We start from the raw sequence: 21148 nt of genomic DNA, 5'->3' as shown, positions 1-21148 counted from the left end.
GGAAACAAGTCGATGGAACAGACGCTCACCGCCGACACCGCGCCGCTTGGACCGGAAGATCGCAAACAGATCGACAAGGTGCGCCCGATCCCGCGGATCTCGATCCAGGCCTTCTGCGAGACCGAAGCCGTCGCCCTCCCGATCGACAAGGCCGGCACGGACCGGCGCATGGCGAAAGCCCATCTGAAGGTCCAGATGGGCGGCATCAAGGCGGCGACCGAGCATTTCCAGTCGGCGCCGACGCCCAATCTCGTGATCCTGGAATCGCGGCTTTCGCCGCTCGATCTCGTCCCCGAGCTCGAGCTTCTCGCCGATGTCTGCGATCCCGGTTCGAAAGTGGTCGTCATCGGCCATCACAACGACGTCGCGCTCTATCGCGACCTGATCCATCGCGGGATATCGGAATATCTCGTCGCCCCGATCTCGGTCGGCGACATCATGACGGTGATCGGGGAGATGTTCGTCGCTGATGGCGCAGCGCCCCTCGGCCGGTCGATCGCCTTCGTCGGCGCCAAGGGCGGCGTCGGCTCGTCGACGATCGCCCACAATGTCGCATGGTCGATCTCGAAACTCTTCTCGACCGACGTCGTCCTCGCCGATCTCGACCTCGCCTTCGGCACGGCCAACATCAATTTCGACCAGGATCCGGCCCAGGGCATCGCCGAGGCGCTGCAGTCGGCCGATCGGATCGACGACGTCTATCTCGACCGGTTGCTGGCCCAGTGCGCCGAGCATCTTTCCCTGCTCGCCGCGCCCTCGATGCTCGACAGGACCTACGATTTCGACGGCGACGCCTTCAACGCCCTGATCGAGACCGCCCAGCACGGCGCGCCGGCCGTCCTTCTCGACGTGCCGCATGCCTGGAACGAGTGGACCCGCACCGTCCTGTCGCGGGCCGATCAGGTGGTCATCACCGCCGCGCCTGATCTCGCCAATCTGCGCAACGCCAAGAACTTCGTCGACACGCTGACCAAGATCCGGCCCAATGACGGCCCGCCCCTCTTGCTGCTCAACCAGCTCGCCATGCCCAAGCGCCCGGAGATCTCGGCCGCCGAATTCACCGAACCGCTCGGCCTGGAACCGCTCGGGGAGATCCAGTTCGATCCGGGCGTCTTCGGCAATGCGGCAAACAGCGGCCGGATGATCGCCGAGACCGATGCCAAGCATCCCTCGGTCGCCGTGTTCAATCATATCGCCCACGTCCTGACCGGGCGCGGAGAGGTCAAGAAGCCGAAAAAGCCGGGTCTCCTCGACCGGTTTCGTGTGAAATCGTAAGGCCTTCGGGATCGGAGCTCATCAATGTTCGGCAAGCGCGGAAACGACAAGGCGCCCCCAAGGTCCGTCGCGACAATGCCGCGGCCGGCCCAGGCTCAAGCTCCGGCGGCCGCGCCCCGGCCGGCCGCCCCGACGGCACCGGTGATACCGGCGGCGCCGAAGGCGTCTGCCTCCGCGCGTCCGGTCTCGCCGCCGCAGCCCGTGTCCGAGCGCTCGCCGGAATATTATGACCGCAAGAGCCAGGTCTTCGCCGCACTGATCGACACGATCGACCTGTCGCAGCTCGCCGGCATGGAACAGGACGCGGCGCGCGAGGAAATCCGCGACATCGTCAACGACATCATCGCGATCAAGAACTTCGCGATGTCGATCGCCGAGCAGGAAGAACTCCTCTCCGACATCTGCAACGACGTGCTCGGCTACGGACCGCTGGAGCCGCTTCTCGCCCGCGACGACATCGCCGACATCATGGTCAATGGCGCCCGCCAGACCTTCATCGAAGTCGCCGGCAAGGTGGAGCAGACCGCAATCCGCTTCCGCGACAACCAGCAGCTCCTCAACATCTGCCAGCGCATCGTCAGCCAGGTCGGCCGGCGCGTCGACGAGACCTCGCCGATCTGCGACGCGCGCCTTCCCGACGGTTCACGCGTCAACGTCATCGCGCCGCCGCTCGCCATCGACGGCGCGGCACTGACCATCCGTAAGTTCAAGAAGGACAAGCTGACCCTCGACCAGCTCGTCCAGTTCGGAGCGATCACGCCGGCCGGCGCGGAGATCCTCCAGATCATCGGCCGGGTTCGCTGCAACGTCGTCATCTCCGGCGGTACCGGCTCGGGCAAGACGACGCTCCTCAACTGCCTGACCCGCTATATCGACGAAGACGAGCGCATCATCACCTGCGAGGACTCGGCTGAGCTGCAGCTGCAGCAGCCCCATGTGGTGCGGCTCGAGACCCGTCCGCCCAACATCGAGGGCGAGGGCGAGATCACCATGCGCGACCTCGTCAAGAACTGCCTGCGCATGCGGCCCGAGCGGATCATCGTCGGCGAGGTGCGCGGCCCGGAGGTGTTCGACCTTCTCCAGGCGATGAACACCGGCCATGACGGCTCGATGGGCACGATCCACTCCAACTCGCCGCGCGAATGTCTCAACCGCATGGAATCGATGATCGCCATGGGCGGCTATTCGCTGCCCTCGCGCACGGTCAAGGAGATCATGACCGGCTCCGTCGACATCATCGTCCAGGCCGCCCGCCTGCGCGACGGCTCGCGCCGGATCACCCACATCACCGAAGTGCTCGGCATGGAAGGGGACGTCATCACCACCCAGGATCTCTTCGTCTACGAGATCCTCGGCGAGGATGCGAGCGGCCGGCTCATCGGCCGCCATCGTTCGACCGGTATCGGCCGCCCCGCCTTCTGGGACCGGGCCCGCTATTTCGGCGAGGAACAGCGGCTCGCCCGGGCGCTCGATTCGAGCTCCGTCGACAATATCGAGGCAGGCAGCTAGGCCATGGAGACCGGCACGCTCCTTCTTTTCGTCATTCTCTCCACGGTCGCGGCCGGCGGTCTCGCCTTCGCTGTCCTGCAGCCGACGATTGCCCGTGAGAAGAAGACCCTCCAGCGCCGCAACGTCGTCAGCCGCAGCGATAGCGATCGGCTGGCCCACAAGGCCAGCCGCGACCGGCTGCAGGAGCAGGTCAAGCGGCGCAAGACCATCCAGAACTCGCTGAAGGATCTCGAGGATCGCCAGAAGGAGCGCGACAAGCACGTCTCCAAGGTGCCTCTCAACCGCCGCATCGAACAGGCCGGCTGGACCATCGGCGTCGCCCAGTTCTGGCTGATCGGCGCCGGTCTCGGCCTCTTCGCGGCGCTGCTTTGCCTGCTTTTCGGAACGCCGCTGCTGATCACGCTCGGGGTCATGATCATCGCCGGTCTCGGCCTGCCGCGTTTCTTCCTCGCCCGGGCGAGGAAGAAACGCTTCAACGCCTTCACCCAGGAATTTCCAACCGCGATCGATCTCATCGTGCGCGGCGTCAAGTCCGGCCTGCCGCTCAACGACACCTTGAAGATGATCGCCTCCGAGACCTCCGAGCCGGTCCGCTCGGAGTTTCGCCGCATCGTCGAGAGCCAGCAGATGGGCATGCCGATCACCGAGGCGGTGGAACGGCTCTACCGCAACATCCCGACCTCCGAAGCGAACTTCTTCGCCATCGTCATCGGCATCCAGGCGCAGGCCGGCGGCAACCTCTCCGAAGCCCTCGGCAACCTTTCGAGGGTTCTTCGCGAACGCAAGAAGATGCGTGACAAGATCCAGGCGGTGTCGATGGAAGCCAAGGCATCGGCCGGGATCATCGGCTCGCTGCCCGTCGTGGTGTTCGGCCTCGTGACCCTGACCAATCCTGAATATATCAGCCTGCTCTACACCAACATCTACGGCCAGATCCTGATGGGGATCAGCGCCTTCTGGATGTTGCTCGGCATCATGATCATGAAGAAGATGATCAATTTCGATTTCTAAGAAAATGACCCGGGAAAGTCGGAACCGGTTCTTAGGCCAGTCGATGCCCAACAGGCTGACAGAGCGGGGCGACAAAATCGCCAAGCTCGATCAGCCACCGATCGAAGCGCTCGCCCGAGCCCTCGACCGCCCGTCGCAAAGCCGTTCCTGAGGGCCGTGTGCCATGGATGAAATCCTGAAATCCTTCGGACTGTCGAGCCAGATCGTCCTCGTGGCGATCGTGACGCTGGGCGTGTTCACCTCGCTGCTCGCCGTCGCGCTGCCGGCGCTGAGCGGCAGCAAGCTGAAGAGCCGGATGAAGGCGGTGGCGCTCGAGCGCGATCAGATCCGCGCCCGTGAGCGGGCAAGGCTCGCCACGGAAAAGGAGCGCAGCCGCGGGCTGCGCCAGGAAGACAGCCGCGGCTTTGCCGGCGCCGTCGTCGAGCGGCTCAATCTGCGCAAGGCCCTCGTCGATGATAACACCGTCGCCGCCTTGCGGGCCGCCGGCTATCGCGGCCAGCGTCCGCTGACGATGTTCCTCTTCGCCCGGGTCACGCTCCCGCTCGTCTTCTTCGCCATCGCGGCCTTCTACATCTTCGGTCTTGGCTTCATGGCCTCCTGGCCGGGCACGGTCCGCATCCTCGTCTTTCTGATCGCCGGCTATATCGGCTTCTACATTCCCGTCATCCTCGTGAAGAACAAGGCGACCAAGCGCCGGCAATCGATCTCGAGGGCCTGGCCGGACGCGCTCGATCTGCTTCTCATCTGCGTGGAATCGGGCAACTCCATCGAGGCGGCGTTTCGACGGGTCGCCGAGGAGATCGGCATCCAGTCGATCCCGCTCGCCGAAGAGCTCATTCTCCTGACGGCGGAGCTCTCCTTCCTCCCCGATCGCAAGGCCGCCTACGAGAATCTCGTCGCCCGCACGGGCCTCGACGGCGTCAAGGCGGTCTGCACGGCGCTCATTCAGGCCGAGCGCTACGGCACGCCGCTCGGTCAGGCGCTGCGCGTCATGGCCCAGGAAAATCGCGACATGCGCATGAATATGGCGGAGAAGAAGGCCGCCGCCCTGCCGCCCAAGCTCACCGTGCCGATGATCGTGTTCTTCCTGCCGGTGCTGTTTGCCGTCATTCTCGGGCCGGCGATGATCCGGGTCATCGGGCTCGAATGACGAAACTGCTCGTCAGTCGCCAAGATCGACCGCCGAAAAATCGTGGGAGCCGAGCGGGCTCATAACGAAGTTTTCGACATTGGCTCTCGCGCCGTCGAGGAGCCTTGCGCTGGCCATCGGGACCCAGGGCGCCGCCTCGTGGAAGAGCGCCTGCGCGCGGGCGTAGAGATCGGCCCGCGTCTCCCGTTCAGTGATCCGGCTCGCCTCGCCAACCAGCGCATCGTAACGGGCATCGCACCATCGGGCGATGTTCGTGCCGCCGTCCTTTGCCGCCGCACAGGAGAGGAGCGTTTCCATGAACTCGTCCGGATCGCCATTGTCGCCGATCCAACCGGCGAGCGCGAGCGTGCTGTCGCCCTTCATGAGCTGGCTCCAATAGCTCTCCCAGGGGGCTGACTTCAGCTCCAGCTTGATGCCGAGCGGCTCCAGGTCGGACGCAATCATCCGCGCCATGCGCTTTGCGTCGGGATTGTAGGAGCGACTGTCGGGCGGAAACCACAGGTCAGCCTTCAGGCCGGCCGTCACACCCGCCTGAAGCAGCAGGCGGCGCGCCTCCTTTGCATCGTAGGGATAGGCTCTTGCCTGATCGTCGCTCGCCCAGGATGCGAGGGGAAGCGGCGTCTCGACCAGCGAGCCGGCGCCGGGATAGATCGCGGAAACGATCGTCTCGCGATCGATCGCCATGTTGATCGCCCGGCGCACGCGAACGTCGTCGAAGGGTTTGCGGCGCGTATTGATGGCGAGATAGCCGAGGGTGAGACCGGGGATGGCACGAAGCCGCAACTGCGGATCGGTGGCGATCGCCGCCGCATCGGCCGGATCCACCGCCGCCGCCACATGGCATTCGCCGGACTTCAGCTTGTGCAGCCGCGCCGATGCCGTGGGGGTGATCGAATAAACCAGGGTGTCGAGCTTCGGCCGGCCGCGCCAATGGTCCTCGAACGCCTGGTAGCGGATGGCGACGTCCCTGCGATCGTCGACGAGACGGAACGGGCCGGTGCCGATCGGCTGCGTGTCGAACCGCTCGGGCGTGCCCTGCTGCTGCATCCTGTAACCATATTCGAGCGACTGGATCGCATTGACCGGCATTGCGAGATCGGCGAGGAAGCGGGCCGCCGGCCGCTTCAGCCGAAACCGGACACTGCGCTCGTCGAGCTTCGTGACACTCTCGACCAGCGAAGCGAGGCGCGGGCCGCGAAACTGGGCATAAACGCCGCCGAGCGTCTTTGCCGCTCCGGGCCCCGGCAGTTGCCGCTCGAAGCTGAAGACGACGTCCTCGGCGTTCATCGACCGGGTCGGCGCGAAGATCGCGCTGGTCTGGAACGCGACATCCTCGCGGAGCGTGAAGGTGTAGTCGAGACCGTCCGGCGAGATCGTCCAGCCCGTCGCCAGCGAAGGCACGACGTCGGTGGTGCCGGGCGCGAAGGTCACCAGCGTGTCGAACACCGGCCTCACCGCGTCCATGGCAAGGCTCGAGACCGCGGCGTCCGGCGACAGGGTCTCGGGACTGCCCTGCGAGCAGAAGACCAGCGTCTTGGCGGCGGCCGAATGGAGCGCCGGGCCGGCCATCACGGTGGCAAGGGCAAGGCCGAGGGCGCGCAGAAGACGGGTCACGACAAAATTCCTTTCACGCGGCGTCAGGCGTTGACCGCCGGCTCGCCCTTCGGCGAAGCGCCGAGGGTTTCGCCTTCCTTGGACGCGTCCATGCGCACCCTTGGGATATCGACGACGAAGCTGGTGCCCTTACCCGCCTCGCTCGTCGCGGTGATCGTGCCGCCGAGGGTCGCCACCACGAGGTTGTAGACGATGTGAAGGCCAAGGCCGGTCGAGCCCGAAGCCCGGCCCGTGGTGAAGAAGGGATCGAAGATCCTGGCAAGGTTTGCGTCGGCAATGCCCCGCCCGTCGTCCGAAAAGGTGATGCGGACCCGGTCGGGTCCGTTGCGCCGGATCAGAACCCGGACCGTCCCTTTTTCACCCTCGCCGAAGGCGTGGGCATAGCTGTTGGTCAGGAGATTGGTGAGCACCTGCGAGAGCGCGCCCGGATAGGTCGACATGGTGATGCCGTCCTCACAGTCGAGCGCGAGTTCGTGCCCGGCGCGTCGGCGCATCGGGCCGAGGCTGCGGAAGAGGTCGTCGACGAAATCGGCCATCACGAAGCTGCGCTTCTCGCCGCTGGCCTGATCGGCGGCCATCTGCTTGAAGCTGACGACGAGCGCCGCCGCGCGCGCCAGATTGGTATCGAGGAGTTCGGTTCCCTCCCCGGTGCGCTCGATGAAGTCGTCGAAGGCCTGGCGGGTGACCTTGCCCTCGCTCGTTGCCTTGCGAAACTTGTCGGTCTCGTGGCGCATCACCGTGGCGGTGGTCAGCGCCACGCCGAGCGGCGTGTTGATCTCGTGGGCAATGCCGGCGACGAGCTGGCCGAGGGACGCGAGCTTTTCGCTCTGGATCAGCTCGCCCTGCGTCCGCTTCAGTTCGGCGAGGGCGCGATCGGTCTCGTCCTTGGCAAGCTGGAGCGAGGCCTCGCGCTTTTTCAGCTCCGAGAGGAAATGGTTGGTGGCGCGGGTCATCCGGCCGACCTCGTCGCCCCGCTCGGCCTCGTCGAGCGGCCCGAGGCTCGAATCGGCCGCCCGGGCGAGCATGCCCTGCTCCAGCCGCTTCAGGGGGCGGGTGATCGACCGCGCGACGCCAAGCCCGAACATCGTCGCCACGAAGAGGCACAGAGCGGCGCTGACGAGGAGGATCCGGCGCGCGGCCATGCCGATGTCGTCGGCATTGTCGGACAGCGCCGCGTTGAGATTGGCCACCTCGAAGACGATCCCGCTCGAGGCAACGGCCATCCGCCTGAGGATCGCCTCCTGGGCCGACAGCCCGTCCCGGGCGGCGATCAGCTCCTGGCGCCAGGAGTCCAGCGCATCGAGCATCTGCGACTGGACGAGAGGCGAGATCGCAAGCCGAGCGACGGTCTCCCGCAGGCTGGCGTTCCGGTCGATCGTTCCGCCGATCGCGCGGCTGTCGCGGCGGCGCATCGCCTCGCGCGTCCGCTCGCCGAGGCGGATGGTCTCGACCGCAACGTTCTGGGCCTCCTGCTCGGCGCCCTGGGCTGCGACCGCCACGTCGAGCAGTTGCGAAAACGCATCCTGTGCGGCCTGGACCGCGGTCCCGTCCACCTTGAGACAGCGATCGAGGAAAACGATGAGGTCCTCGGGCGAGCCGCCGCCGCGAAAGGCGGCGAGCGCCGCCTCGAAATCCCCCAGCTTCTGCCCACGTCCGGCGCTGCGAAAGGCGGCGCGAAAATCGTCCGCGGCGTTGGAAAGCCGCGCCGCCGCGAGCTGGTCGTCCCGCGCGGGGACGACGGTGACGGCCGTCTGTGCGCCCGTCGACGCCGCGCCCGCGCCGCCGCCCGGCTCTCCCGCCTCCGCCGCACTTGCCTCCAGCCGCAAGCGGCGCACCCAGGCGTCGACCACGGCCTGGCGCATCTGCACCGCAGAGACCGACAGATCGAGCGATGCCTCGAGGGTCGCATCGCGCTGGCGAAGCTGTTCCACGACGCCGGTATTGGCGGCGTGCTGGCGGGCCCTGGCTTCCTCGGCAAGGGTGATCAGCCGGTCGATGCGGGTGTCCATCAAAAGCGCCCGCTGGTCGTTCTCGCTGATCGCGCTCTGCAACTCGCCCATGGCGCGGCGAAAGCGCTCGAGCGAGGCGATGGTCGTCGCGATAGCCTCCGCGTTGTCGGCGTCGTCGGTGTCAGCACCGATCTGCGAAAGGCCCGTGGTGGCCGCGCCGATATTCGCCATGAAGGCGCCGAGATGGGTGCTGCGCGAGGAGGGCGCGGCATTGATGAAATCGTCGCGGGCGCTCATCGCCGAGACGACGTTGCGAAAGACGGTGGACACGGCAAGTGCGTCGCGGCGGGCCTGATCGGCACGGTCGAGGAGGATGATCGACGCGATGCCGAGAACGACGGCCAGCGCGATCGGGATCGCTCCGACGAGGAAGACCCTGCGCGTGATCGAGAGCCGGAAGATGCCGTGGCCCTTTCTGACGGACGCGGTTTCAGGTGGCGCCGGCGAAGGCTCGGGATGAAAGCTCAGATCGTGACGCGCCACAACCACCGCCCTGCCCCGAACGCCACCGACACGCGCGCCGGAACCCGCCGTCCCGCGTGAAACCGATGCGTCTTCATCCTATCGATTGTGCCGTGCCCGTAAACCCGCGCGCCACTGATGAGCGATCCGCCCCCGGACCATCATGAGACGCGTCGGGGCCTCTTATGAGACTTATGTTTCGCTGCGATTTCGTCGGCGGAGCAAATTGCGGCGGCAATGGGCCCCGTATCGGCACCTGGCCGAAAGCGCCGAAAGCGTCCCGTGGCGCGCCCCGGGCGGGATCAGGTGCCGTCCCTTGCACTACCGCGCCTTGCCGAAAACTTCATGCCGGGGGCCGCCAGCCGTTCCCGCGGCCCGGCCCAGGCATAGGCTAGAAGGCACGGATCGAGGTCTCCGGTGGTGATCCGGTGCTCCACCCCCGATCGATTGAGGATCAGCGATCCCGGCGCATAGACGGCATTGTCGTTTTCCGACCAGGCGCCCGCGACCGAGACGTAGCTTTCCTCGATGTCCTGATGGGCGTGCTGGGGATAGGTGGTGCCGGGGGCGAACAGGACGAAGCCGAGGATCAGCCCCTGGGCCCTGACCGGCCCCTTCGGCCCCAATATCTCCGCATAGGCGTATTTCTTCGACAGCGATTTCGGCACGCTCGGATAGCCGTAGTCCCAGGCAAGATGGGCCGCGACATGGCCGAGCGCCCGCGCGACACCGCTGACGGCGGCTCGCGCGCCGAGATCGAGCGCCCTTGGAAGATGCTCGACGACGGGCTTTCGCGTCGGCTCGACGACGACGATCTCCGGGTTCGTGTCGATGATCGCCGACAGAGCGTCGCGCACCCGTTTGCGGTGGCTTCTGATCGCCTTGCTGCCGCCAGCCGAGCCGTAGCGATACAGCGTGTCGAACTCCTGGAGGAGATACTTCCAGTTCGGGCAGTCGGACAGGGTCGCGGTCATGGCGAAGGATCTAGGGCCGCGCAGAACGGGCGGAAACGCTTCTCCCGCTTCCCTCAGGACCGCTGCATCAATTCGCCGCGAGCTTCGCCCTTCCGCCCGATGCGGTCAGTGCCGGAAATGGCGCATGCCGGTCAGGACCATGGCGATGCCATGCTCGTCGGCGGCCGCGATCACCTCGTCGTCGCGCATCGATCCGCCCGGCTGGATCACCGCCGTCGCGCCGGCCTCGACCGCCGAAAGCAGCCCGTCGGCAAAGGGAAAGAAGGCGTCCGATGCGACGACCGAGCCAATGGTGGCCGGCTTGTCGGCGCCGGCCGCCTTTGCCGCATCCTCGGCCTTGCGGGCGGCGATGCGCGCCGAATCCACCCGGCTCATCTGCCCTGCCCCGATGCCCACCGTGGCGCCGTTCTTGGCGTAGACGATGGTGTTCGACTTCACGTGCTTGGCCACCCTGAAGGCGAACCGCAGATCGGTCAGCTCCGCCTCGCTGGGCGCGCGCCTGGTGACGACCTTGAGATCAAGGTCGTCGACGACGCCGGCATCGCGCGACTGGACCAGCAGCCCGCCGGCGACCGACTTGACGAAGCGCCCGCCGGCGCGCGGATCGGGCAGACCGCCGGTCAGAAGCAGCCGCAGGTTCTTCTTGGCGGCGACGATTGCGATAGCCTCGTCGTCGGCTTCCGGCGCGATGATGACCTCGGTGAAGACCTTGACAATCTCTTCGGCCGTTCTCGCATCGAGCCGCCCGTTCAAAGCGACGATGCCGCCAAAAGCCGAGACCGGATCGCAGGCGAGCGCCGCCTTGTAGGCCGCGACGAGATCGCCACCTTCGGCGACGCCGCAGGGGTTGGCGTGCTTGATGATCGCGACGGCCGCCGTGCGGGCGGGATCGAACTCGCCGACCAGCTCGAAGGCGGCATCGGTGTCGTTGATGTTGTTGTAGGAAAGCGCCTTGCCCTGGAGCTGCCGGGCCGTGGCGACGCCCGGCCGCGCCTCGCCCGTCCTGTAGAAGCCCGCCCACTGATGCGGATTTTCGCCATAGCGCAGGGCCTCGGCGAGTTCGCCGGCAAAGGCGATCCGCTTCGGCGTCGTCTCGCCGAGGCTTTCGGCGAACCAGCCGGAAACCGCCGCATCATAGGCGGCCGTGCGCGCATAGGCGCGTGCCGCCAGCTGGCGGCGGAGCGCGATCGAGGTTTCGCCGGCGTTTTCCTTCAGGGCGCCGAGGACTTCCTGATAATCGGCCGGATCGACGACGACGGCGACATAGCCGTGGTTCTTGGCGCCGGCGCGGATCATCGCCGGCCCGCCAATGTCGATGTTCTCGACGATGGTGTCGCGGGACGCGCCGGAGGCCCGTGTCTCCTCGAAGGGATAGAGATTGACCACCAGAAGATCGATCGCGGCGATGCCATGCTCGTCCATCGCGGCGGCATGGGCCGCATCGTCGCGAATGCCGAGCAGGCCGCCATGGACGCCGGGATGCAGGGTCTTCACCCGACCGTCCATGATCTCCGGAAAGCCGGTGAGATCGGAAACGTCGCGGACCGCCAGACCGGCCTCGGCCAGCGCCTTCGCCGTCCCGCCGGTCGAGACGAGTTCGACGCCAAGATCGGCGAGGCCCTTGGCAAAATCCACGAGGCCGGTCTTGTCGGAGACCGAGATCAGGGCCCGGCGGATCTTCACCCGATCGGGCAGCGGCGTGGCATTGGCTTTGACGGACATGGTGGTCTTCCTCACATTCGCCCGCCGCCGTCAGCCTGGAGATGGCGAGACGCATGGGCGATTTTGCGCGGCGGCTGGCGTCGCCGCAGGTCTTTGGACCTGATAGTCGGCTTGCCGCGCCGCGACAATGGCCCTTTGCCCAAGCTCGCCGATCACAGATAGCGCGGCATGCCGAGCTCGAGGGTCCGGGTCGGCGGAAGGTTGAAGCGATCGGCTGGCCGCAAAGCCAGCCGCGCCATGGCGGCATAGGCGACGTAGAACGGGCCGAGCCAGCGCGAGAAGATCGAGGGCGAGACCGGCCGTTCCAGACCGACGATATAGACGGTGTCCTCGGGATCGACCCCGAGGCTCTGCAGATCGGCGGCGATCAGCGAGGGCAGGTTGATCCGCTGCAGATAGCCGACATTGACGACGACGCGGGTGAGATCGGGCCGGATCTCGCTGCGCTGGATCCGATCCTCCTGGGAGACGCGCGGGACCGCCCGCGTGCGCACCGAGACGAGAATGCTGTGGGCAAAGCGCGCGGCGGCAAGGTCGGTCAGCTCGACCAGCGTATGCGGAACGTTCGCCCCGCGCCTGACGAGGAACACCGCCGAGCGCTTCGTCGTCGCCGGCAGATTGGCGCATGACTTCAGATAGTCGCGCAGTCCCTGCTCGTCCGCCTCCTGCAGGCGCCCCATGCGCATCTGGCCGATCCTCCAGGACAAAGCGAGGAAGACGACCGCGAAGGCAAGCCCGATCGGCAGGAGACCGCCAGCCTCCAGCTTGCCGAGATTGGCCGCGACGAGGACGAGGTCGAGGAGGAGGAAGAGCACGGTGATGCCCACCGACAGGGTGCGCCACACGCCACTGCCCGGCTGCGCGACACGATGGGCGAGATAGAGCGCCGTCGTGCTCAGCATCGCGCCCGCCACCGCGATGCCATAGGCGTTGGACAAAGCGTCGGACGAGCGGAAGCTGAGCACCACGATGGCGGTGCAGATGCCGACGATCGTGTTGACCGCCGGTGCGAGAAGATCGTGCGGGTTCGTGGGGGAGAAATACTGGATCCGCATCGAGGGCAGGAAATCGAGGCGCATCGACTGGCTGGCGAGGCTGGCGATGCCGGTGATCACCGCCTGCGAGGCGATGATCGAGGCGAGCGTCGCGAGAACGACGGCGAACGGCAGGCAGAGGCCGTTGAAGAGGCCGTAGAAGGTGTTGTCGGTCGCGCCGCCGGACAGGACGAGCGCGCCCTGGCCGAAATAGTTGAGGACGAGCGCCGGGAAGGCGATGAACATCCAGGCGCTGGTGATCGCGCGCCGGCCGAACTGGCCGAGATCGGCATAAAGCGCTTCGCCGCCCGTCACCGCCAGGAAGACCGCGCCGGCGATCGCCGAGGCTATGGCCGGGTGGCTGGCGAGGAACAGGATCGCATAGACCGGCGACACCGCCTCGAGCACCATCGGCATCCTGACGATCTGGATGATCCCCGAAACGCCCAGCATCGCGAACCAGACGAGCATGATCGGGCCGAACGCCTTGCCGATCCGACCGGCGCCGAGAAACTGCACGGCAAACAGGCCGATGACGATGGCCAGCGCCACCGGGACGATGAGATGATCGAGGCTGGACGTGATCTCGCCGAGCCCTTCGACGGCCGAGAGCACCGAGATCGCCGGCGTCAGGACGGCGTCGCCGAACAACAGCGCACCCCCGGCCAGGGCGATAGCGAGAAGCATGAAGCTGTACGGCTTCATGTCATGGCGACGATCGAGCCGCAGCAGGGCCGCGAGCGCCAGAATGCCGCCTTCGCCGGCATTGTCGACGCGCAGGATCCAGAAGACGTATTTGGCCGTGACGACGATGACGAGCGCCCAGACGATCAGCGAAAGCACGCCGAAGACCGCGGTCTGCCCGGCACTGCCGCTCGCGGCCAGGGCTACCTTGAAGGCATAGAGCGGGCTCGTCCCGATATCGCCGAAGACGACGCCGAGCGCCCCGATCGTCAAGCTGAGATTGAGAGCCGCGCCCTGGTCGGAGCGGGCATTGTGCGAAGCGTCTGCGATGGTGTCGATCATGATCGAGCGGCCGTGACGGCCGTACTCCGTTACAACATCCCTGGCGGCGGAGATTGCCGTAAGGGACGAGCCGATATGGGAAGATGTGGGGGACTGATCCGAGCGGATCGCGGGCGGCTTGCCTGTCGCGGGCGCTTCGCTGGGCGATCCTACAACAACGTCGTCGTCAGGGCATACCTCGTTCCACCCTCGGTCTGCCCTGATAAGGGCACAATGTGGACAGCCGAGAGGCGATTGTCAGCCTCATAATGCCGCTGCCGGCATTAAGTTCGCGCAAGGATCGCCACGGTCTGGTGAACGACGGCCCGAAGCTCGGCGCGGTGATCGTGCCTTTAGCGCAGTTGCGCCCTGATTTCAGCCAGAAAATGCCGCGAAGGTGACGAAAACCGGCCCGATTGTGCACTGCATCAGAACGGTGCGTCACCTTTTTGGCATCAGCGCCGCCGCACCATCAGCAGGACGCCTGCGCCGAGCCGCCTTCCACCAGCACGCGCCGGCCGTCCCGCAAGGGCGCGGTCTCGACTGCCAGATCGTCGAAGGTCTTCGGCACCGTGGTCACCGCGCGGTTCATGCCGCCGCAGGCGCCAGCGAGCGGCAGGAGGGCGAGAACGACGAGGAGAGGAAGGCGGGAGGATTTCATCCATCAGATCTGGGCCGGACGATCGCCAAGGTCCAGCCGGGGGTCGAAAACGCCGCGGCTCGTCACCGGACGCGGATCAGGAAAGCCGTTCGAACGCCCAGACGATCTCCCGCGTCAGCACCGGATCGACGGTGAGAACGAGCTGCAGGGTCCGCCGTGATCCGGAACTGTCGGCAAACAGGATCGAATCCTCGACCGTCACCGGCTGATCCGCCGTGAAGCGCCAGATCTGGCCGCGCAGGGACAGGCGGGCGAAGTCGCCGATCGTCTCGACACTGACCTGCGGGTGGAGATGAAAGCGCACCGCGGCGGCCGGCGCCTCCTCGTAGCCGCGATGGCGCCGCGTCTCGACCAGCCGGTCTCGGCCGACGAGCTTCCTGCCGCCTTCGCAAAGTTCGAGCCGGCGCATGTGCACGAAGCCGAAGTCGCGCTCGTAGCCGTCATGGCGCGCCTCGAAACCGATCGCACGCTCGGGGCCGTCCGTTTCGAGGTCGTTCACCTCGACCATGGTCGGCCCCGGCACCAGCGGCGATCCCAGGAACCGGTCGAGATTTGCCTGGGCGGCAAAGCGCGACGAGGACCGGTCGCCGACCGTCACCGTCGAATGGGCGGCCGTCGAGCGAGACAGCCGCCGAAGATCGGGATGCCCGGCCTGTGGCGTGCCGCAATTGACGACGATGCGGCCGGTCTCGGAAGAAAGCTCGAAGGCGAGCGTCCCGGCATTGGCGTGACGGGAAAGGGCGACCTGCGGCGGGCAGCCGGTATCGGCGATCACCACCGTTCCCCCGCAGGCGAGCCTGCGATAGCCCGAGTGGCGGGCGTTGGACAGCGGCTCCCCGAGGGTCTCGTCGAAGCGTGTCAGCGTCGTCATCAGCCGCATGTCGGACGCGCCGGTGCCGTTGAACAAGGCCAGCGTTCCATCGGCATGGCGAAAGAAGCGGAGCGCCGGCAGCATCCGGTCGATGGCCGAGTAGATCCCCTTGGGCACCGGCTGGCCGTTCGAGAGCAGCGTCTCGCGGATCGGCAGAAGCTCGGCGAGGATCGTCGCCACAGCCGCCGGATTGCGGCTCGAATGACCGCCATCGGGCAGGATCTGCAGGTCGAGTTCGTCGGCCAGATGCTGGACCGCGGCGCGGGCCCTTGCCGGCGGCAGCGGCAGGCAGAGCGCGGAAAGGACGAGCGCCATGCGAACCATCAGGCGCGGCAGGCCGGCCGGCGCCTCGGGCGCGATCGAGCGCAGATACCGGGTCTGGGACGTCAGACTTTTGAGGAAACGCCGGTAGAAGTCGTATTGCGCCGAGCCGAGAAGGAGGTCGGCATTGACGAGAAAGGCGATGAGCCGCCGCGCCGCGACCTCCGGTTCGAAGGCGGGGCCTGACAGCTGGTTCGAGCAGTGCCTCAGCCAGTCCGAGACCAGAGCCCGGGCGTTCTGCGCCGCCAGCGCGTCGCCGATCGCGGCATGGTGGCAGAGCCAGGAAAAGCCGTGCAGCTCGGCTGCAAATTCCGGCGATGGCGCCGGCATCTGGAAGATCGATCCGCGACCCGCCTCGACCAGCCGGCCGGCGAGATGGAAACGGCCGCCATAGATCGCCTCGGCGACGAAGGGGTCGCCCTGATGCAGCGTCGGGGGAACGAGGGCCAGACGTTCGGGCGCCATGCCGACGAAGCGCAGATGGTGGATCGGACCGGTGCGCAGCCGCCGGCGAAGGCGGCGCCAGGCCTCCTTGAACGTCAGGACCGCGATCTGCGGCTTGTCCACCAAGGACATCGACACTCCAGCTCACCCCATCTCCGGCCTTGCCGAAGTCTCGAACCGCATCAACGCCGTGGCGTGCGCCCTGACGGGAGAGCGCGCATACGGCCAGTCGAGAGCCAAGTTTCTGCCTACAAGGTAAATAAAGGCTTACCATCGCGGCGTTTGACGTTGAGGAAATCTGGTGCCGGTTTTACCCGATGATCAAGCTGTTTTTCGTTTGAACCTTGCGGCAAAAAAGCCGTCGAGGCCGCCGTCCTCCAGCATGTCGGGTGTCGTGCGAAGATGCCCGGCGCTGGAAACGGCGAATTCGAAGCCTGGAAGTTCTTGTCGATCGACCGGCATCAGCCCGTAATCGGGCCGCTTTGACAGGAAGGCACTTGCGACGTCTTCCCCCTCGCGGGCGTCGATCGAACAATTGGCGAAGACGAGGAGCCCGCCCGGCGAGACGCGCTCGGCAGCGGCCAGAAGCAGGCGCAGCTGCAAGGCGGCGAGCTTTTCGACCTCGCCGTCATCCTTGGTGTAAAGGACGTCGGGATGGCGGCGGATCGTGCCCGTCGAGGAGCATGGCGCGTCCAGAAGCACCGCATCGAAAGCGGTCTCCGGCTGAAAGTCCATGAGATCGCCGACCACCGTCTCGGCCGAAAATTGCAGCCTCTCGAGATTTTCCGCCAAGCGCTTCATCCGCGAGGACGACTGGTCGAGCGCCGTCACATTTGCCCCGCCAGCCGCCAGTTGCGCGGTCTTGCCGCCCGGCGCGGCACACAGATCGGCGACGCGCTTGCCCGAAATGTCGCCGAGAAGCCGAACGGGCAGCGCCGCGGCGACGTCCTGCACCCACCATTCGCCCGCGTCGTAGCCTTCGAGCCCCGTGACAGAGCCCTCGAAATCGGAAAGCCGCACGGTGCCTGTTGCGCTCGCCGCCCCGAGAACGCGGCCGCCGAGCCGGTCGGCCCAGCCGGCAGCGTCCGATTTCACCGTCAGATCGATCGGCGCGCGTGACAGATGGGTGCGCGCGATCGAGAGCGCCCGCTCCGCGCCGAACTGCGACACCAGACGGCTCCACAGCCAGTCCGGACAGTTTTCCCGCGGATCGGCGCTTGCGTCCGGAAGCCGCGTCGCTTCGCGGGCGATCCGCCTGAGAACCGCATTGACGAGCCCGGAGAACCTTTGGGCCCGCGGATCGCCGGAGGCGCTGGCGACGGCGAGATCGACGGCCGCCGAGACCGGCACGTCGAGGCACAGGATCTGCGCCGCCCCGACATGCAGGATATGGCGCAGCGACGAGGCGTTGGGCGGCAGGGGGCGATCGAGCCGGACAGTGATTTCCCGGTCGATCGAGCCGCGAAACCGCAGGGCCGAGGTAAGGATCGCTTTGACCAGCGCCTGGTCTCGCGGTTCCAGCTGTCTGAGATGCGGGTGGCCGTTGGAAGGGTCGGTGAGGCCGTCGAGAGAGGTCTTCTTGTCGATGACGGCCGCAAGCAGCCGCGCCGCCACCTGCCGGGCTTTCAGGCCGGGGCGATCGTCGCCGGAAGCCTCGACGCGGCCTGCCGGGCCGCGCCTGCCGCCGCTGCGCTGCGGGCGCTGTGACCGCGCCGTGCTGCCGCCGGCCCCCCCTTCCCGGGCGCTCAACCCCAGGGCCCGCGATTGGAGCCCTTGTGCGAAGACCCGCCGCGACCCCACGGACCGCGCTCGCCGGGCTCATCATCGTCCTTTTGCGGATCGTAGGCCCGGCCGTCGAAGGGGCCGACCCTGCCGGTGCCGCTGCGCGTGTCGCGCCGCGACGATTGCCCCCACGGCCCGTCGCTCTCGTGGCCGCCAGCGCCGAGCCGGCCATGCGCATCGACGCCGACAGAGCCGCCTCTGGCGCCCATCTCCGCCGCCAGCTGGCGCAGCGCCGCGATCCGGTTTTCGGTCGCGGGGTGGGTCGAAAACAGGCTGTCCATGCGTTGGCCACTCAAGGGATTGATGATGAACATATGCGCCGTCGCGGGATTGCGTTCGGCGCCGCGATTGGGAATGCGGCGGGAGGACCCGGCGATCTTGCCGAGAGCCGAGGCGAGCCACATCGGCTCGCCGCAGATTTCCGCGCCGCGCCGGTCGGCTTCGTATTCGCGCGTACGGCTCACGGCCATCTGCACCATCATCGCCGCGAGCGGCGCGACGATCATCGCGACGATGACGCCGACGAATCCGAAGGGGCTGTTGTTACCCCGGCCGCCGCCGAAGAAGAAGCCGAAATTGGCCAGCATGGAAATCGCGCCGGCCAGCGTCGCGGTGATCGTCATGGTCAGCGTGTCGCGGTGCTCGACATGGGCGAGCTCGTGAGCCATGACGGCCGCGACCTCTTCCTGCGACAGGCTTTGCAGGAGCCCGACACTTGCCGCAACGGCTGCGTTGTCGGGATTGCGGCCGGTGGCAAAGGCGTTGGGCTGCTCGCTGTCGATGACGAAGACGCGGGGCATGGGCAGGCCGGCTCTGGCCGCCAGCGCCTCCACGATCCCGTAGAATTCCGGCGCCGAGCGCCGATCGACCTGGTGCGCGCCATACATCTTCAGAACCATCTTGTCGCCGTTCCAATAGGCCAAGAGGTTCATGCCGAGCGCGATGACCAGCGCGATCATCATGCCGCCCCGGCCGCCGATCAGAAGACCGACGCCCATGAAGAGCGCGGTGAGAAAGGCGATCAGCATCGCCGTCTTGATCATGTTCATGGGGTGCCTCGCACCAGGAGATCCAACAAGGGCATTGTACCGCCCGATCGCCGCAAATCTGGGGGGTTCGGGCGTCCTCTTCAAGTTCGAACCGCCATGCCCGCGAGGCCGCTGGCCGGCGCGAGGATTTTCCGCGTCAAGTCCGGAGCCTTCAGAGCCGACCGATGTTTAGCTCAAAGCTCATCCATTGAACGCATGGAGAAATCGGAATGGCACGATATCGACGGCTCGAGGGCGAACGCGACGAAGGGCAGATCGTCGTACAGCTCCTGAACGAGGGCGACATGGTCAAAGCGATGATCATCGCTCACAAGGACACCGGCGACACCGCCGAGCCGACCATCTTTCCCAGCGAGGAAATGGACCCCGAAGAGGCCTTTCGCACGGTCGAGAACCATCGCGAGATGCTCGGAGACACCGAGGTTCTGGTGAAGATGGAAGTCGGCGTCGAGTGGGATCCGGCCTGGGGCGAGCTTGAAGGCTGACGCCCGCGGCCGGGCCCTGGCCCGTAGCATTCCGTCCCCCCCTTTGGACCGAGGCCTCGAGGTTCTATGTGTGGGCTGTGTGAATCGGCAATACGGGATGGGACACGCGATGAGTGACGATCGAAACAAGAGGGCCGATGCGGCAGACGCCGCAGATCCAGCGCTCGCCGCCATGCGGCTTTCCTCCGAACAGCCGGCGAAGGGCGAGATACGCCGGAACCTGACGCCGGCCGCCCAGCGCGCCCTCGCCGAGGCGGAGGAGCGGCGCAAGAAACGCGAAGCGGAGAAGGTTCATCCCGGCGACCTGCCCAAGGAAATCGCCGGCCGCGACGGACCGGAGCCGATCCGCTACGGCGACTGGGAAAAAAACGGCATCATCTCGGACTTTTGAAGGCGATTGATAAGGCGGTATAAACTTATGCGTGTAGGTGCATCGTCCTAGCTCTCGTGGATCCGAGCCGCGTCCCTCTTGACGATTCAATATGGCAGCCGCAGTCGTAGCGTTCAGCCAATCTGCGGATCAGGATTTCACCGTCTCAATGTCAGCGCTGGTGAAGCCGACCGCCGCAGCGACCGTGCCCGCGACCCCCCCTTGCCGAATCGAGGCATAATTCATACATAGGAAGATGTTCATATCTGGAGCATCGACCCCATGCGCGCGTTCGCGTGTCTTTCCCTCATAGGCTGTATTATCGCTGCGGGCGGTGCCCAGGCTGGCGACAAGCCCTATGAGCGCGAGATCGCCGGACCGGTTCTGGCGAAAGTGGTGAAGGTGCGCGATGGGGACACGGTCGAGGTCGAGGCCTTCGTCTGGCCGATGCAGAGTGTTCACGTTGCCGTGCGCCTGCGCGGCATCGACGCGCCGGAAAAACGCGGCAAATGCGACGGCGAAAAAGCGGCCGCAGCCAGAGCGACGGCCCGGCTGAAAGAGCTTGTCGGCCAGGACAGGGTCTTTCTCAGCGACATTTCCGGCGACAAGTATTTCGGCCGCGTCCTCGCCAAACTGTCGGTCGATGGCAACCGGGACCTCGGCAAGACGCTGTTGAAGGAAGGCCTCGTCGCGCCCTATGGCGGCGGCAAGCGCCGCAACTGGTGTGGTGACGGAAACCTTCGCAGCAATATGGGCAGCTCGCGAACATCTGACGTCGCGCTCGCAGGGCGATGAGCCGCGTGTCAGAGACTGGCCTTGCCGCTTGGCCGCCGCGGAGCAAGCCTCATGGGGGCCCGGCTTGCTGAGCGCAAAAAGCGCTTAAAACGGCTTTACCACCACCAGAATGATGATCCCGATCAACAAGACTGCCGGCACCTCGTTGAGCATGCGCCAGCTGCGCGCCGATCTCTCGTTGCGGTCCTCGGCAAAGCGGCGGGTCGCCGCCGAAAGCATGCCGTGGATGGCGGACATGGCGAGAACGAGCAGGATCTTGAGCTGGATCCAGACGTCGCCGCTGGCGAGCCATCCCCCCGAAACGGCGAGCCATATGCCCGCGACCCAGGTGGCGATCATCGAAGGGTTCATGATCCCCTTGAGAAGCCGGCGTTCCATCACCTTGAAGGTCTGCGACTGGACCGAGCCGATTTCGGCATCGGCGTGATAGACGAAAAGCCGCGGCAGATAGAGCATCCCGGCCATCCAGGCGATGACCGCGAAGACATGCACCGACTTCACCCACAGATACGCCGCATCGGGCAAGACGAGAAACATCAGCAACGCGGCAAGAACAGTGATGGCAAGGGCGATCAGCGCGTTTTTCATCGGGGCCTTGGGCAAAC

The 21148-nt window shown here is 66.3% G+C and carries 18 protein-coding genes; 8 read left to right on the top strand and 10 right to left on the bottom strand.

The annotated features are described in order from the left end of the window. Positions 1-12: 12 nt before the first annotated feature. The 4 genes from J6595_RS16330 to J6595_RS16315 all read left to right on the top strand — a co-directional run bounded on the left by J6595_RS16330 (position 13) and on the right by J6595_RS16315 (position 4945). On the top strand, positions 13-1275 hold the full coding sequence (locus tag J6595_RS16330) for a CpaE/TadZ family protein (RefSeq protein WP_245198582.1): 1263 nt from the start codon (positions 13-15) through the stop codon (positions 1273-1275). Positions 1276-1350: 75 nt separating this feature from the next. Then, positions 1351-2784: a TadA family conjugal transfer-associated ATPase gene (locus tag J6595_RS16325; protein WP_425342166.1), complete on the top strand. Its 1434-nt coding sequence runs from the start codon at positions 1351-1353 to the stop codon at positions 2782-2784. Between the two features lie 3 nt (positions 2785-2787). Next, positions 2788-3795, top strand: coding sequence for a type II secretion system F family protein (locus tag J6595_RS16320; RefSeq protein ID WP_209595649.1), 1008 nt, complete (start codon positions 2788-2790; stop codon positions 3793-3795). A gap of 163 nt (positions 3796-3958) precedes the next feature. Continuing rightward, positions 3959-4945: a type II secretion system F family protein gene (locus tag J6595_RS16315; RefSeq protein WP_209595648.1), complete on the top strand. Its 987-nt coding sequence runs from the start codon at positions 3959-3961 to the stop codon at positions 4943-4945. Positions 4946-4957: 12 nt separating this feature from the next. Here the strand turns inward: J6595_RS16315 and J6595_RS16310 are convergent, their stop codons facing one another. The 5 genes from J6595_RS16310 to J6595_RS16290 all read right to left on the bottom strand — a co-directional run bounded on the left by J6595_RS16310 (position 4958) and on the right by J6595_RS16290 (position 13786). Beyond that, the gene (locus J6595_RS16310; RefSeq protein WP_209595647.1) at positions 4958-6559 is read right to left on the bottom strand and encodes an ABC transporter substrate-binding protein; all 1602 of its coding nucleotides are present in this window, start codon (positions 6557-6559) and stop codon (positions 4958-4960) included. A gap of 23 nt (positions 6560-6582) precedes the next feature. Next, positions 6583-9051, bottom strand: a complete 2469-nt coding sequence (locus J6595_RS22870; RefSeq protein WP_209595646.1) for an ATP-binding protein — start codon at positions 9049-9051, stop codon at positions 6583-6585. Between the two features lie 281 nt (positions 9052-9332). Then, a complete protein-coding gene (locus J6595_RS16300) occupies positions 9333-10004 on the bottom strand; it encodes a dimethylsulfonioproprionate lyase family protein (protein ID WP_209595645.1) in 672 nt (223 codons plus the stop codon). A 105-nt stretch (positions 10005-10109) separates the two neighbouring features. Beyond that, complete coding sequence (purH, locus tag J6595_RS16295) at positions 10110-11726, bottom strand: bifunctional phosphoribosylaminoimidazolecarboxamide formyltransferase/IMP cyclohydrolase (protein WP_209595644.1); 1617 nt, start codon at positions 11724-11726, stop codon at positions 10110-10112. 152 nt (positions 11727-11878) lie between these two features. Next, positions 11879-13786, bottom strand: a complete 1908-nt coding sequence (locus J6595_RS16290) for a KUP/HAK/KT family potassium transporter (RefSeq protein ID WP_209595643.1) — start codon at positions 13784-13786, stop codon at positions 11879-11881. A gap of 215 nt (positions 13787-14001) precedes the next feature. On the opposite strand from J6595_RS16290, the gene J6595_RS16285 reads away from it, so the two are divergent. Beyond that, entirely contained in the window at positions 14002-14166 is a 165-nt protein-coding gene (locus J6595_RS16285; protein WP_209595642.1) for a hypothetical protein, read from the top strand. 71 nt (positions 14167-14237) lie between these two features. Here the strand turns inward: J6595_RS16285 and J6595_RS16280 are convergent, their stop codons facing one another. From J6595_RS16280 to htpX, 4 genes are all read right to left on the bottom strand, one after another. Continuing rightward, the gene (locus tag J6595_RS16280) at positions 14238-14426 is read right to left on the bottom strand and encodes a hypothetical protein (RefSeq protein WP_209595641.1); all 189 of its coding nucleotides are present in this window, start codon (positions 14424-14426) and stop codon (positions 14238-14240) included. Positions 14427-14502: 76 nt separating this feature from the next. Next, complete coding sequence (locus tag J6595_RS16275) at positions 14503-16194, bottom strand: heparinase II/III family protein (protein ID WP_209595640.1); 1692 nt, start codon at positions 16192-16194, stop codon at positions 14503-14505. A gap of 189 nt (positions 16195-16383) precedes the next feature. Beyond that, complete coding sequence (locus J6595_RS16270) at positions 16384-17811, bottom strand: RsmB/NOP family class I SAM-dependent RNA methyltransferase (protein ID WP_209595639.1); 1428 nt, start codon at positions 17809-17811, stop codon at positions 16384-16386. Then, positions 17808-18893 carry a zinc metalloprotease HtpX gene (htpX, locus tag J6595_RS16265; protein ID WP_209595638.1) on the bottom strand — a complete coding sequence of 362 codons (1086 nt, stop codon included), beginning with the start codon at positions 18891-18893 and terminating at the stop codon, positions 17808-17810. Before htpX ends, J6595_RS16270 begins: the two co-directional genes overlap by 4 nt. A gap of 209 nt (positions 18894-19102) precedes the next feature. Here htpX and J6595_RS16260 point away from each other — a divergent pair, with 209 nt between their 5' ends. From J6595_RS16260 to J6595_RS16250, 3 genes are all read left to right on the top strand, one after another. Continuing rightward, complete coding sequence (locus J6595_RS16260; RefSeq protein WP_209595637.1) at positions 19103-19378, top strand: hypothetical protein; 276 nt, start codon at positions 19103-19105, stop codon at positions 19376-19378. A 172-nt stretch (positions 19379-19550) separates the two neighbouring features. Beyond that, positions 19551-19769 carry a DUF1674 domain-containing protein gene (locus tag J6595_RS16255; RefSeq protein WP_209595772.1) on the top strand — a complete coding sequence of 73 codons (219 nt, stop codon included), beginning with the start codon at positions 19551-19553 and terminating at the stop codon, positions 19767-19769. Positions 19770-20030: 261 nt separating this feature from the next. Next, positions 20031-20543, top strand: coding sequence for a thermonuclease family protein (locus J6595_RS16250; protein ID WP_209595636.1), 513 nt, complete (start codon positions 20031-20033; stop codon positions 20541-20543). 84 nt (positions 20544-20627) lie between these two features. Here J6595_RS16250 and hemJ read toward each other — a convergent pair whose 3' ends face one another. After that, positions 20628-21131 (bottom strand): protoporphyrinogen oxidase HemJ, encoded by a 504-nt coding sequence (hemJ, locus tag J6595_RS16245; protein ID WP_209595635.1) that lies wholly within the window; start codon positions 21129-21131, stop codon positions 20628-20630. Positions 21132-21148 lie beyond the last annotated feature (17 nt).

The organism is Jiella mangrovi (genome assembly GCF_017815135.1).
Taxonomy (GTDB): domain Bacteria; phylum Pseudomonadota; class Alphaproteobacteria; order Rhizobiales; family Rhizobiaceae; genus Jiella; species Jiella mangrovi.
The sequence above is the reverse complement of the archived record's forward strand: the minus strand, read 5'-3'. Positions and strand labels throughout refer to the sequence as shown.

What these genes read in the sequence shown, in the direction of transcription:
- J6595_RS16300 (WP_209595645.1), bottom strand. Translation starts at nt 10,004, where the DNA reads ATGACCGCGACCCTGTCCGACTGCCCGAACTGGAAGTATCTCCTCCAG.
- J6595_RS16260 (WP_209595637.1), top strand. Translation starts at nt 19,103, where the DNA reads ATGGCACGATATCGACGGCTCGAGGGCGAACGCGACGAAGGGCAGATC.
- J6595_RS16275 (WP_209595640.1), bottom strand. Translation starts at nt 16,194, where the DNA reads ATGTCCTTGGTGGACAAGCCGCAGATCGCGGTCCTGACGTTCAAGGAG.
- hemJ (WP_209595635.1), bottom strand. Translation starts at nt 21,131, where the DNA reads ATGAAAAACGCGCTGATCGCCCTTGCCATCACTGTTCTTGCCGCGTTG.
- J6595_RS16320 (WP_209595649.1), top strand. Translation starts at nt 2,788, where the DNA reads ATGGAGACCGGCACGCTCCTTCTTTTCGTCATTCTCTCCACGGTCGCG.
- purH (WP_209595644.1), bottom strand. Translation starts at nt 11,726, where the DNA reads ATGTCCGTCAAAGCCAATGCCACGCCGCTGCCCGATCGGGTGAAGATC.
- J6595_RS16315 (WP_209595648.1), top strand. Translation starts at nt 3,959, where the DNA reads ATGGATGAAATCCTGAAATCCTTCGGACTGTCGAGCCAGATCGTCCTC.
- J6595_RS16330 (WP_245198582.1), top strand. Translation starts at nt 13, where the DNA reads ATGGAACAGACGCTCACCGCCGACACCGCGCCGCTTGGACCGGAAGAT.
- J6595_RS16250 (WP_209595636.1), top strand. Translation starts at nt 20,031, where the DNA reads ATGCGCGCGTTCGCGTGTCTTTCCCTCATAGGCTGTATTATCGCTGCG.
- htpX (WP_209595638.1), bottom strand. Translation starts at nt 18,893, where the DNA reads ATGAACATGATCAAGACGGCGATGCTGATCGCCTTTCTCACCGCGCTC.
- J6595_RS16280 (WP_209595641.1), bottom strand. Translation starts at nt 14,426, where the DNA reads ATGAAATCCTCCCGCCTTCCTCTCCTCGTCGTTCTCGCCCTCCTGCCG.
- J6595_RS16255 (WP_209595772.1), top strand. Translation starts at nt 19,551, where the DNA reads ATGCGGCTTTCCTCCGAACAGCCGGCGAAGGGCGAGATACGCCGGAAC.
- J6595_RS16325 (WP_425342166.1), top strand. Translation starts at nt 1,351, where the DNA reads ATGCCGCGGCCGGCCCAGGCTCAAGCTCCGGCGGCCGCGCCCCGGCCG.
- J6595_RS16290 (WP_209595643.1), bottom strand. Translation starts at nt 13,786, where the DNA reads ATGATCGACACCATCGCAGACGCTTCGCACAATGCCCGCTCCGACCAG.